The organism is Enterococcus sp. DIV2385 (genome assembly GCF_051711925.1).
Taxonomy (GTDB): domain Bacteria; phylum Bacillota; class Bacilli; order Lactobacillales; family Enterococcaceae; genus Enterococcus; species Enterococcus faecalis.
Map to the genome: position 1 here is coordinate 529,609 of NZ_JBIONV010000001.1, position 12,360 is coordinate 541,968.

Annotated in this window: 11 protein-coding genes; 7 read left to right on the plus strand and 4 right to left on the minus strand. The window is 37.8% G+C overall.

Annotated elements, in window-relative coordinates:
* Positions 1–146 precede the first annotated feature (146 nt).
* A complete protein-coding gene (locus tag IGM04_RS02605; RefSeq protein WP_002364774.1) occupies positions 147–1,613 on the plus strand; it encodes an MDR family MFS transporter in 1,467 nt (488 codons plus the stop codon).
* 38 nt (positions 1,614–1,651) lie between these two features.
* The gene (locus IGM04_RS02610; RefSeq protein WP_002366213.1) at positions 1,652–2,443 is read left to right on the plus strand and encodes an alpha/beta hydrolase; all 792 of its coding nucleotides are present in this window, start codon (positions 1,652–1,654) and stop codon (positions 2,441–2,443) included.
* An 80-nt stretch (positions 2,444–2,523) separates the two neighbouring features.
* On the opposite strand, the gene IGM04_RS02615 is transcribed toward IGM04_RS02610, so the two are convergent.
* Positions 2,524–3,186 (minus strand): TetR/AcrR family transcriptional regulator, encoded by a 663-nt coding sequence (locus IGM04_RS02615; RefSeq protein WP_016626815.1) that lies wholly within the window; start codon positions 3,184–3,186, stop codon positions 2,524–2,526.
* Positions 3,187–3,439: 253 nt separating this feature from the next.
* On the opposite strand from IGM04_RS02615, the gene erfC reads away from it, so the two are divergent.
* The 5 genes from erfC to IGM04_RS02640 all read left to right on the plus strand — a co-directional run bounded on the left by erfC (position 3,440) and on the right by IGM04_RS02640 (position 9,965).
* Positions 3,440–5,155 (plus strand): multidrug ABC transporter ATP-binding protein/permease ErfC, encoded by a 1,716-nt coding sequence (gene erfC / locus IGM04_RS02620; RefSeq protein ID WP_002355662.1) that lies wholly within the window; start codon positions 3,440–3,442, stop codon positions 5,153–5,155.
* Entirely contained in the window at positions 5,155–6,924 is a 1,770-nt protein-coding gene (gene erfD, locus IGM04_RS02625) for a multidrug ABC transporter ATP-binding protein/permease ErfD (RefSeq protein ID WP_002355663.1), read from the plus strand. The genes erfC and erfD overlap by 1 nt, the downstream gene beginning before the upstream one ends.
* 544 nt (positions 6,925–7,468) lie before the next feature.
* On the plus strand, positions 7,469–8,074 hold the full coding sequence (locus tag IGM04_RS02630; RefSeq protein ID WP_002355664.1) for a TetR/AcrR family transcriptional regulator: 606 nt from the start codon (positions 7,469–7,471) through the stop codon (positions 8,072–8,074).
* A gap of 138 nt (positions 8,075–8,212) precedes the next feature.
* Positions 8,213–9,292, plus strand: a complete 1,080-nt coding sequence (locus IGM04_RS02635) for an ABC transporter permease (RefSeq protein WP_002355665.1) — start codon at positions 8,213–8,215, stop codon at positions 9,290–9,292.
* Positions 9,293–9,296: 4 nt separating this feature from the next.
* The gene (locus IGM04_RS02640; protein WP_002363221.1) at positions 9,297–9,965 is read left to right on the plus strand and encodes an ABC transporter ATP-binding protein; all 669 of its coding nucleotides are present in this window, start codon (positions 9,297–9,299) and stop codon (positions 9,963–9,965) included.
* 57 nt (positions 9,966–10,022) lie between these two features.
* Here IGM04_RS02640 and IGM04_RS02645 read toward each other — a convergent pair whose 3' ends face one another.
* The 3 genes from IGM04_RS02645 to IGM04_RS02655 are packed head-to-tail and all read right to left on the minus strand — an operon-like array spanning position 10,023 to position 12,220.
* The gene (locus IGM04_RS02645; RefSeq protein ID WP_002355667.1) at positions 10,023–10,586 is read right to left on the minus strand and encodes a class I SAM-dependent methyltransferase; all 564 of its coding nucleotides are present in this window, start codon (positions 10,584–10,586) and stop codon (positions 10,023–10,025) included.
* A complete protein-coding gene (locus tag IGM04_RS02650) occupies positions 10,586–11,554 on the minus strand; it encodes a TIGR01212 family radical SAM protein (RefSeq protein ID WP_002355668.1) in 969 nt (322 codons plus the stop codon). The genes IGM04_RS02645 and IGM04_RS02650 overlap by 1 nt, the downstream gene beginning before the upstream one ends.
* Positions 11,555–11,569: 15 nt before the next feature.
* Positions 11,570–12,220 (minus strand): phosphatase PAP2 family protein, encoded by a 651-nt coding sequence (locus IGM04_RS02655; protein WP_002355669.1) that lies wholly within the window; start codon positions 12,218–12,220, stop codon positions 11,570–11,572.
* Positions 12,221–12,360: the final 140 nt, after the last annotated feature.

Consider the following 12,360-nt stretch of genomic DNA (forward strand, 5'->3'; position numbering starts at 1 on the left):
AGCCAATACTTGGCTGACTTCTTGTTTTTTTTGCAATAATTTTTTTATGAAAAAGCATTTTTTTAAGACATTTTGTTCTTTTTTGTATAGAATAGCTATGGAGCAATTTAGAAAATTGACAATTGAATAGAAAAGGATGTGAACAAATGGCAAAAGAAACAAATGTTAAGTTAGTCACGGTGAGTGTTTTTGTGGCAACATTTATGACAGCCATTGAAGGGACCATTGTGTCTACTGCGATGCCAACGATTGTCGGCTCGTTACATGGCATGGAAATTATGAACTGGGTATTTTCAATTTATTTATTAACGAATGCGATGTTAACACCGATTTATGGGAAACTTGCGGATAAAATTGGTCGTAAACCTGTCTTCATGATTGGTATTATCATTTTTATTTTGGGCTCCTCGTTGTGTGGCTTTGCCCAAGATATGTTGACCTTAATTATTGCCCGCGCAATTCAAGGTGTGGGGGCAGGCGCAATTTTACCAGTTGCGTTAACGATTATTGCCGATATGTATTCATTGGACAAGCGAGCGAAAATTTTAGGTTTAAACAGTGCCGCCTGGGGAATTGCTAGTATTTTTGGTCCGTTAGCAGGTGGTTTTATTGTAGATACAGTCGGTTGGCATTGGATTTTCTTCATTAATGTTCCTATTGGACTTGTTTTATTGGGCTTGATTAGTATTTTCTTAGTTGAACCAAAGCGGGAACGGACCAAGATGCCAATGGATATTTTGGGCAGCGTTACTTTGATGGCAGTGCTGCTAACGTTATTGCTAGGTTTTCAAATGATTAGCGATAATGGTTTTACATTAGTAACATTTGGTTGTTTGAGTTTGAGTGTGCTCTTTTTTGTAGCATTTGTGATGATAGAAAAACGCGCGCAAGACCCAGTGATTGATTTGCATTTATTTAATCAACCAACGTTTGTTTTAGTAAATCTTATTGCAGCGCTTATTAGCGGTTTCTTAATGGGGATTGATGTCTACATTCCGATGTGGATGCAAGGTGTCTTAGGAAAAAGTGCAGGAATTGGTGGCTTAGTTTTAGCGCCTATGTCGTTACTTTGGATGGCTGGATCATTTATAGCAAGTAGCTTTATGGAAAAATATGCTATGAAAAAAGTCTTAACGATTGGGTTATCGATTCTATTAGTCGGGGCCATCTTTTTAGTGGTAATGCCAATGGCCGTTCCGTTTTGGCTTTTCTTTGTAGTGTCTTCTGTCTTAGGAGTTGGTTTTGGGATTACTATCACAACGACTACGGTGACAGCACAAAGTACAGTGGAGCCTGAAAAAATGGGGGTTGCAACATCGTTTAATACGTTGGTGCGTACAATTGGGCAGACTGTGATGGTGTCAATTTTTGGTGTGATTTTAAACGCAGGAATGTTTGCAAAATTGGAAGCGAGCGCGTTAAACGTCGATGCAGATGTCATGAATCAATTAGTGAATCCACATACTGCAAATTTAATTCCAGCTGCGTTGTTAAAACCATTACGCGGTATCCTCTATGCAGGTCTGCATAATGTTTACTTAGTCGGTGCGGGCTTAGTTGTTGTCGCTCTTTTGTTAAATATTTTCGCAAAAGCGCAACGAGCGAAGGTTTAGTGGTACACTAATAGAAAGAGTATTGGAGGGAAAAGTAGATGGCCTTTTTACAAGCAAATATTTATTCAAATGTATTGGAAATGGAAGTGAATGTGAACGTAATTTTACCACAAGAAACGGTAAAAAAAGTGGGCACAAGTACCCAAGCAGCATTAACAGATATTCCCGTATTGTATTTATTACATGGGATGGGAGGGAATCACAGTGTCTGGGCTCGCAGAACCTCTATTGAGCGGTATGTCGCTGATTTGGGGATTGCTGTCATTATGCCGTCCACGGATTTAGCTTGGTATACGGACACGCAATATGATATGAACTATTGGACGTTTATCTCAGAAGAATTACCGAGAATTTGTCATCAACTCTTTCCACAGTTAAGTACAAAGCGAGAAAAAACCTTTGCCGCTGGTTTGTCAATGGGTGGTTATGGCGCCTTGAAATTAGGATTAGCGAAACCAGAATCTTTTGCAGCCGTTGCTTCTTTGTCTGGGGCAGTTAGTTTATCATCCACTAGTTTTGGGGAATTATTAAAAGTCCGTAAGCGAAGCTATTGGGAAGGTATTTTTGGCCCGTTAGATCAAATTGAAGGTTCCATTCACGATCCGCTGTATTTATTACAACAATTAGTAGAAAGCCAAACAGAAATGCCCCAATTTTACCTTTGTTGTGGGGAGCAAGATATGTTACTTTCTGCTAATCAACAGATGGCTCAAGCGTTGGAACAGGCACAGGCAAGTTACACTTTTGAAACTGGACCAGGAGAACATGACTGGGTGTTCTGGGATGAATGGATTCAAAAAGCCTTGGCTTGGCTACCAATACCAAAATAGAGAAAGTAGTTTTCGCTATTTATTTTAAAAGTTAACCCTTGGTCCGTCAGTCATTTCGACTGACGGACCAAGGGCTTTTTTTATTTAGATGAAGAGGTGTTATCTGCTTGCAACCCATCTAAGTAGGTTTTAACAGCTTGAATAAAGGCGGATTTTTGGTGAATGGAGCGCCGAAATTGAATGCTTTCCTCCATGTATGTTAACCCATTGTCGGAGACATATTGTTTCATGTGCAGCACTTGTTCTTTTAAATAGTCATCTCCGTTCAACACTTGCAAAACGAGCTGTTTTTCCTCCGTTGCGTCCATAATCATCCCAAATAAAAGATGTTGTAAAGACGTTACTGCTAAATGAGTCATTTCTGGTGAAAAACCTGCTTCTCTTAAAATGCCCATCATTTGATTTAAATGGCGTAATCGTTGGGGATAGGCAGGGACGGTTTGGATTTCGATAGCTACGGCACAGGGAAATTGTTGATAGAGATCATAATAGTTTTCCATGAAGGCTAGTAAGTCAGAATACCATTCACCACATAATGCAGGTTCTTGAAAGTGCTCTTCAATCGCTTCAGCCATACTTTGAAGTAAGGCTTGCTTATTTTTAAAATACCAATAAATTGCGGGCGCCTGTACACCAAGCTGTTTGGCGACTTTACGCATAGAAAGTTGTTCTAAAGTGGGACTTTTTTCTAACAAAGAAAATGCGGCTGCAATAATCGTGTCTTTTGATAATTTCGGTTCCATGATTTTAGCTCCTATTAAACGTTATCTTCGTAAGTTTATCAAAAAGAAGGTACACTTTATGATAGGAAAAACTTGTGAAAAATTAACTTGTTCGCTTGTATTTTACCACTAAAAATGGTAAATTATGAATCGGCCTTATTTTACAGTGTTAAATTGGTGAAGTCAATGAGCAAATTGATTTTTTTGTAATGGGGAAGAATTCGCAGACCAACACTGAAGAAGCAGGGAACTATTTTAAGAAAGTAGGGATAAGATGGACCTTATTATTCAACACGCCAAAAAATACAAAGGCTCGGTAGTTATTGCCTTGTTGGCGGTGATCGTAATGGTTGTCTCAGCACTTTGGCAACCAAAATTGTTACAACAAGTGTTGGAAGCAATTATGAATGACGATAGCGACAAAATGAAAAACTTAGGGATTCAATTAATTGCCATTGCAGGATTAGGACTCGTTGCAGGGGTTATTAATACAATTTTTTCTGCCAAAGTTGCCCAAGGTGTCAGTGCTGACATTCGTGAAGCAACTTTCCGCAAAATCCAAACCTTTTCATTTGGCAATATCGAAAAATTTTCAGCAGGTAACTTAGTTGTTCGTTTAACAAATGACGTTACTCAAATTCAAAATGTCATTATGATTGCGTTGCAGACACTTTTTAGAATTCCTTTTTTATTTATCGGGAGTTTTATTTTAGCGATGCTAACCTTGCCACAACTATGGTGGGTGATTGTTGCACTTGTCATCGCAGTTATTTTGATTTCTATGCTGTCCTTTTCGCAAATGGGCAAGCATTTCATGATTATTCAAAACTTGATTGATAAGATTAATGGTATCGCAAAAGAAAATTTGTTAGGCATTCGTGTCGTCAAATCATTTGTTCAAGAAAAAAATCAATTGTCACGTTTTACAAAAGTGAGTGAAGAATTAACTACCCATAACTTAATCGTAGGTAGCTTATTTGCTGTGATGATTCCAGCGTTTATGTTGGTGGCGAACTTAGCCGTTGTAGGCTCGATTTTCTTTGTGAGTAACTTAGTCAAGGATGATCCAACTTTAATCGGTGGTGTCGCTTCCTTTATGAACTATTTAATGCAAATCATGATGGCGATTATTATCGGCGGAATGATGATGATGATGACTTCTCGTGCCGCTGTTTCCATTAAGCGGATTAAAGAAGTGATGGAAACAGAACCAGATGTTACCTACAAAAAAGTCCCAGAACAAGAGTTAATTGGTAGTGTTGAGTTTGATCACGTATCTTTCCGTTATCCTGGGGATGAAGAAGATACCTTGAAAGACATCTCTTTCTCTATTCAGCCAGGTGAAATGATTGGGATTGTGGGCGCAACTGGGGCTGGTAAATCTACATTGGCACAATTAATTCCACGTTTGTTTGATCCGACAGAAGGAAAGATTGAAGTTGGTGGTGTCGATTTACGAGAAGTGAACGAACACAGTTTACGAAAAACAGTTTCCTTTGTATTGCAAAAAGCAATCCTGTTCTCTGGAACGATTGCGCAAAATCTACGCCATGGTAAACGTGACGCTTCTGAAGCGGACATGGAACGGGCTTCAGGCATCGCCCAAGCCAAGGAATTTATTGAAAAATTAGCAGAAGGTTATGATGCACCCGTCGAAGAACGAAGTAATAACTTTTCTGGTGGACAAAAACAACGGTTATCAATTACTAGAGGTGTGATTGGTGAGCCTAAAATTTTGATTTTAGATGATAGCACCAGCGCGTTGGATGCTCGTTCGGAGCGGTTAGTCCGAGAAGCGTTGGATAAAGAGTTAAAAGAGACTACCACGATCGTTATTGCCCAAAAAATTTCTTCTGTTGTCCATGCAGATCGTATTTTAGTATTGGATAATGGACGTTTAGTCGGGGAAGGCACGCATGAAGAATTAGCAGCTACGAACCCCGTGTATCAAGAAATTTACGAAACTCAAAAAGGAAAGGAGGAAGCTTAATGACTGATTTAATAAAAGCTAGTAAATTTTTCTATCATTATTTAAAACGTTACAAAGTTTCTTTCCTCTTTATTTTCTTAGCAATTTTCGCAGCGACTTATTTACAAGTCAAAGCGCCGCAATTCGTTGGGGAAGCTATTCAGGAATTAGCGAAATATGCGGTTAATGTGATGCAAGGAAAAGACGATAAAAGTGCGTTCGTTTCTGTCATTTGGAAACTACTCATTTTTTATGTCTTAACTAGTGCCGCTAGTTTCATTTATAGTATTCTCTTTACACAAGTCGTGGGAAAATCGACGAACCGCATGCGGATTGGTTTGTTTAACAAATTAGAAAAATTGACGATTCGTTTCTTTGATTCTCATCAAGATGGTGAAATTTTAAGTCGTTTTACTAGTGATTTAGACAACATCCAAAACAGTTTAAACCAAGCGTTGCTACAAGTATTAACCAATATTGCCTTATTGGTTGGTGTCTTAATCATGATGTTCCGTCAAAATGTGGAACTGGCATGGGCTACAATTGCTTCTACGCCGATTGCGATTTTAATTGCGGTCTTTGTGATTAGCAAGGCGCGCAAATATGTCGATTTACAGCAAGATGAAGTGGGTAAATTAAATGGCTATATGGATGAAAAAATTAGTGGGCAACGTGTGATTATCACTAATGGCTTACAAGAAGAAACCATTGACGGTTTTTTAGAGCAAAACGAAAAAGTTCGTGCAGCTACGTATAAAGGTCAAGTGTATTCAGGATTACTTTTCCCAATGATGCAAGGAATGTCATTAGTCAATACGGCAATTGTTATTTTCTTTGGTGGTTGGTTAGCAATCAATGGTTCTGTTGATCGTGCCGCTGCGTTAGGTTTAGTCGTTATGTTTGTCCAATATTCTCAACAATATTATCAACCATTAATGCAAATTTCTTCAGGTTATAGCATGATTCAATTAGCTGTTACAGGCGCTCGTCGTTTAAATGAGATGTTTGATGAACCAGATGAAATTCGTCCCGAAAATGGCGGAAAATTAGAAGAGATTAACAAAGCTGTGGCTTTAAATCATGTTGTTTTTGGCTATAATCCAGAAACGCCTGTGTTGAAAGATGTTTCTATTCATGTGGATAAAGGTGAAATGGTCGCTTTAGTCGGACCGACAGGCTCAGGAAAAACAACGATTATGAATTTAATGAATCGCTTTTATGATGTGAATGAAGGCGCCGTGACGTTTGATGGTGTGGACATTCGTGAAATGGATTTAGATAGCTTGCGTTCACATGTAGGCATTGTTTTGCAAGAGTCCGTTCTATTTTCAGGAACAATTCGTGAGAATATTGCTTTTGGTAAGCCAGAGGCCACGGATGAAGAAATTGTTCAAGCAGCGAAACAAGCGAATATCCATGAATTTATTGTAAATCTTGAGCAAGGCTACGATACTGAGATTACGGAAGAGAATAATCTTTTCAGTACGGGACAAAAGCAATTAGTAAGTATTGCACGAACGATTATTACCAATCCAGAATTATTAATTTTGGATGAAGCAACAAGTAATGTTGATACAGTAACAGAAGCTAAAATCCAAAAAGCGATGGACGAAGCAATTAAAGGGCGCACCAGTTTTGTGATTGCCCATCGTTTGAAAACGATTCTAAATGCGGATCGGATTATTGTTTTACGAGACGGTGAAGTCATTGAAGAAGGCAACCACCATGAACTAGTTGAACAAGATGGATTCTATGCGGAACTTTATAAAAATCAATTTGTTTTTGAATAAGTTGAAAGAGGTCGGGACAGAAGTGTTTAACTCCGAGAAATAAGAAGGAATTTCCGAAAATTGTTCTATAATTTTTGGAGAATTTTGACTTATTTCCGAAGGAGTTGCTTCTGTTCCCGCCGTTTATCAATTTTTAAGCCTGGAACAAAAATTCAAAGTGATTTTTGTCCCAGGCTCTTTTTGCTATGCTAAATAGAAAAAGGAGAAATATCAATGGAAAAATGAGGAATGTACGGCAATTACGGCGCACGTTTTTGGTGCTAAATCCTTTGTTTGTACTGAGTGTATTCAGAGAGAATCGATGGACAAAATCGGCACTACTTTTTTGGTTGTTGGCTAATAGTTTTTTATATGGACTGCAGTGGTTGATTTATTTTGGGGGCGAAAAAGGCTGGCTGATACATCTGCAGCGGTGGTATTATTGCGCGATTCTTCTCCAAATAGTAGGCACATTGATTGTATATTTTTCGTTTTTTGTATAAAGGTCTCTCGTTTCTTGCCGGAGAATATGCTAAAATAAAAAGCAGCAGGGGGCGAGAAAACCATGGAAAAGCCAAATAAACGCAAAGCTGATTTAGAACGTACACGGCAAATTATTTTGTCTGTCGCTTCTGAATTATTCATGACAAAGGGGTTCAAAAATACCTCCACTCGTGAAATTGCTTTAAAAGCGAACATTACCCAACCGAATCTCTATCATCATTTTAAAAATAAAAAAGAACTGTATTTAGCTGTGATTGAAGAATTAACGTCCCGTGTTCAGGAAGAATTAGTCCCAATTGTTTCTGGAAATGCATCAGTAGAAGAAAAACTTTATCAATTAATCAAAGTTTTGTTAGATGAACATCCGACCAATCTTTTCTTAATGTTGAACGATATGTTTCAAGAAATGGGCCCTGATTACAATCGTACGCTGTATCAAATTTTCAAAAAAACCTATATCAATAATATTGCGGCTATTTTTGAAAGTGAACCTGAAACCAATTGCTTACAAGAGGGCATCAGTGTAGATGATGCAACTCGGTTTATTTTATATAACGTTAGTGCATTATTAAGTATTGAAAAAACGTACCAGCGAAAAACAGTGGATGACGATGTCAAAAAATTTATTCAATTTATGCTACATGGCGTTTTGAAAAGTCACAAATAAAAAATAGAGAAGCCCTGTTGAAAAACAGACTTCTCTATTTTTTTGTAAAATTCACTTATCAATCGATAAATAATTATTGATTTATCGATCGATAAGTGATATAGTTTATTTCGAAAAGAAGAAAGAGGTGAACCATTCATGTTTTTAGGATTTAATGAAATGAAGTATTCAAAAGGACGGTACGTCCTTGTAGTCTTAGTAATGGTCTTGATTGCTTGGTTAATTTTTATTTTGTCAGGTTTAGCGAACGGTTTAGCTCAAGGAAATCGTTTAGCCGTAGATCAATGGCAAGCGAATCAAGTGGTTTTATCAAAAGAGGCCAATAGTAATTTAAATGTATCAGTGTTAGATGAAAACGTGAAAGAAACGATTTCAGGAGGCAAAATTGCACCGATTGGTCAACAATCTTTAGCCATCCGCCCAGCAGATGATAAAAAGGCTGAATTAACGAATGTTAGCTTATTTGGGATTGAAAAAGAAAGTTTTTTAATGCCAAAAGTGATTGAAGGAAACGCATTTACTGATAAAAATCAAGTGATTGCTTCAGAAACATTGAAAAATCAAGGATTTAAAATTGGCGACAAATTAACTGCAGGGAAATATGATGAGCAATTAGAAATTGTCGGCTTTATTTCTAAAAGTAGCTATAACATTGTGCCAGTTATTTACACTTCTCTGGATACTTGGCGGTCAATTAAATATGGTGACAATCCAGCAATGGCCAAAATGGTTAATGGTTTCATTGTTCGCAGCAAGGACAACGCGGAAGTTAAAACGACTAATAAAGACAGCCAAGTTCTTTCAATTTCAGATTTTATTGAAAAACTACCAGGATACAGCGCTCAAAACTTGACCTTGGATGGCATGATTTATTTCTTGATTGTGATTGCAGCGTTCATTATCGGTATTTTTATCTTTGTGATGACTTTACAGAAAACAGCAATGTTCGGTGTCTTAAAAGTTCAAGGGGTGCCGACTAGTTTCTTAGCAAAGGCAGTCATGCTACAAACCGCTTTATTGGCTGTTCTAGGAGTGGCGATTGGTCTTGCTTTAACGGGAATTACCGTGCTCTTTTTACCAGAAGCGATGCCTTATGCAACTAATGGACCACGCATGATTTTGTTTAGTGTACTATTGATTTTATCTGCATTAATTGGCGGGGCATTTTCAATTCGAACGATTGCTAAAATTGATCCGTTAATCGCGATTGGAGGTTAAAGACATGGCAAATGTTTTAGAAATGAAAAATATTTATAAAAAATATGGTGAAAAACATACAGAAGTGATCGCGTTAAAAGAATTATCTTTTGCGGTTCAGCCAGGTGAATTTGTCGCAGTAATTGGTCCTTCTGGTTCTGGTAAAAGTACCTTTTTAACGATTGCAGCTGGTTTACAGGCACCGACAAGTGGTGAAGTCATTGTTGGCGGGCAATCACTAAATAAGTTAACGAAGAAGCAACGTTTGGCGCAACGTTTTCAAAAAATCGGCTTTATTTTACAAAGCTCTAATTTGGTGCCATTTTTAACAGTGGAAGATCAATTTCACTTAATTGAAAAAGTTGATAAATCACGTAAAAATAGTGAATTAAAAGAGCAATTGTTAGAGACGTTGGGTTTAAAAGAATTACGAAATAGTTATCCTCGTGATCTCTCTGGTGGGGAAAGACAACGGGTAGCCATCGCGTGTGCATTGTATCATGAGCCAGACGTAATTTTGGCAGATGAACCAACGGCTAGTTTAGATACAGAAAAGGCATTTGATGTTGTCCAATTACTAGCGAAAGAGGCCAAAGAGAAAGATAAAGGGATTATCATGGTGACACATGATGAGCGTTTGTTGAAATACTGTGATCGAGTGGTTCGTATTCGTGATGGTGAATTGACGGAGTAACAAAACAAATAAAAGAGAACATGATCGGATTGCTGGAGATAATCCGACCATGTTCTCTTATTTCTTTTCAATACAGAAAAGAACAGGTGGCTGATTTTTTTGATTGATAAACTCATAACGTAAGACACTGTAAACATCTTGCGGTAAGGCTTGCGTGTAATTCGTGACCAAATCAAGTTCCTCTGAACCACCTTCGTGGCCATAATAAACGACTAAAATAATGCGACTTCCTTTTACCAAATGAGGCAGTAACCCATCTAACGCCTGTTTAGTCGTAGCGGGTTTTGTAATAATTTCCTTATTACTTTTAGGTAAATAGCCTAAGTTAAAAATAGCGGCAGTGATTTCTGTTTCTTCATCTAGGACAGCATGAAGATGTTCATGTCCTAATGGAAATAACGTAGTTTGTGGGAGTAAATTAAGTTCTGTTAACTTTTGTTCTGTATTGATCAACGCTTCTTTTTGGATATCAAAGGCGAAAACTTCACCAGAAGGGCCAACCAGCTCTGCTAAGAATGCTGTATCATGACCATTTCCCATTGTTGCATCAATGACGAAGTCGCCAGGTTCCACTACTTCTTTTAAAAGTTGGTGACTAAAATGTAGGGCTGTTTGTAGCATTAATTGAAAACTTCCTTTCCTGAAATGACAGTATATTTTCCTTGATAACTGTTGCGGCGTTTCATTTCCGCATCAATCGCATTGAGAACTTCCCATTTTTTCAAGCTCCACATCGGTCCGATAATTGTTTCAAAGGGAGCATCGCCTGTCAAGCGATGAATAACAATTTCGGGTGGAATCATTTCTAACTGATCACAAATCACTGAAACATAGGCTTCTTTGCTCATCAATTGTAAGCGTCCTTCATTATAATCCCGCATCATTTTGGTATTTGTCATTAAATGAAGTAAGTGCAGTTTAATCCCTTGGATATCTGAATCCTGAATAGTTCGCCGCACATTTTCGCGCATCATGGCAGGTGTTTCCCCAGGTAGCCCGTTAATTAAATGTGTACAGACCCGAATCCCGTGTTTCCGTAATTTAGCCACACCATCTAGATATGTTTGATAATCATGGGCGCGATTAATGGCAGCGCTAGTTTCCTCAAACGTGGTTTGCAAACCCAACTCTACCCATAAATAAAAGCGTTCATTTAATTCAGCTAAATAGTTCACTACCTCATCAGGCAAACAATCAGGACGGGTACCAATGGATAAACCAACGACGCCTTTTTCATTGACTACTTGTTCAAACCGATGACGAATAACGTCAACGGGCGCATGTGTATTGGTGAAATTTTGGAAGTAAACAATGTATTGATCGACAGTTGGCCATTTTTGATGCATCAATTGGATTTCTTTTTGAAATTGAAGCGGCAGGGGATCGCTAGGTGCAACAATCATGTCGCCTGAGCCAGAAACACTACAGAACGTACAACCACCTTTGGCAACCGTCCCATCACGATTGGGGCAATCAAAGCCACCATCAATTGGCACTTTAAAAATCTTTTCACCAAACTGTTGACGAAGTGCATAGTTCCAAGTGTGATAGCGTTTATTTGGATCATCTGAATAAGGAAAAATTTGCATAATCAAGACTTCTTTCTAGCGTTGTTTGCTTTGAAATCGCCAAACAAAGCGTTTTTCTAAATAAATAGGGTAACTTAATAACAACCAAGCTAAACCGAGACAAAAACCACCTAAGATATCGCTAGGGAAATGGACACCTAAATAGATTCGACTAACCCCAATCATGAAAATCCCAATACCTAGTAAAATTTGCACACAAAGACGGACCGTTTTATTTTTAATGAAAATTGGCAGAATCAATAAAATAGTGCCGTAGAACAAGGTACTTCCTACAGCATGTCCGCTAGGAAAACTATACGTATGTTCAGTTACTAAATGCTCCAAAGTAGGACGTTGGCGCATAAAGAATAATTTTAATAAAGAATTACCTACGCCAGCAATTAAGGCAGTATTAATAAAGAGCCATAATGCTTCAGCATAATATTTCCAAACAATAAATAGAGCAATGACAACGATCGCTAAGATGATAATCGTCAATGAATTGGCAAATTTGGTGTACCAAATAAAAAAGTTATTTAGCTGTGGAAAAGGACGACGAACAAAGGAAGTAATCGTTTGATCAAAGCCTTTGAGCCAGGTTGGATAAAAACGAACAACATAGCCTAAAAACATAAATACTAAAAGAAAACAACTACCTGCAAATTGATAATAAAGTTTGTTTTTCATAAAAAATCCTTTCAAAAATTAATCGCAACAATCCGTATTATACCATCAAAAGGGTAAAAAATTAAAAGATAATTTCATTGCCTGATTTGGAGGGGATACAGATATTAAAAAAGTTCTGGCACCACAATCTCTCATTGTGG

Coding starts and splice junctions, on each gene's coding strand:
- IGM04_RS02635 (WP_002355665.1), top strand. CDS start 8,213: ATGTTTTTAGGATTTAATGAAATGAAGTATTCAAAAGGACGGTACGTC.
- IGM04_RS02605 (WP_002364774.1), top strand. CDS start 147: ATGGCAAAAGAAACAAATGTTAAGTTAGTCACGGTGAGTGTTTTTGTG.
- erfC (WP_002355662.1), top strand. CDS start 3,440: ATGGACCTTATTATTCAACACGCCAAAAAATACAAAGGCTCGGTAGTT.
- IGM04_RS02640 (WP_002363221.1), top strand. CDS start 9,297: ATGGCAAATGTTTTAGAAATGAAAAATATTTATAAAAAATATGGTGAA.
- IGM04_RS02610 (WP_002366213.1), top strand. CDS start 1,652: ATGGCCTTTTTACAAGCAAATATTTATTCAAATGTATTGGAAATGGAA.
- IGM04_RS02655 (WP_002355669.1), bottom strand. CDS start 12,220: ATGAAAAACAAACTTTATTATCAATTTGCAGGTAGTTGTTTTCTTTTA.
- IGM04_RS02615 (WP_016626815.1), bottom strand. CDS start 3,186: ATGGAACCGAAATTATCAAAAGACACGATTATTGCAGCCGCATTTTCT.
- IGM04_RS02650 (WP_002355668.1), bottom strand. CDS start 11,554: ATGCAAATTTTTCCTTATTCAGATGATCCAAATAAACGCTATCACACT.
- IGM04_RS02630 (WP_002355664.1), top strand. CDS start 7,469: ATGGAAAAGCCAAATAAACGCAAAGCTGATTTAGAACGTACACGGCAA.
- erfD (WP_002355663.1), top strand. CDS start 5,155: ATGACTGATTTAATAAAAGCTAGTAAATTTTTCTATCATTATTTAAAA.
- IGM04_RS02645 (WP_002355667.1), bottom strand. CDS start 10,586: ATGCTACAAACAGCCCTACATTTTAGTCACCAACTTTTAAAAGAAGTA.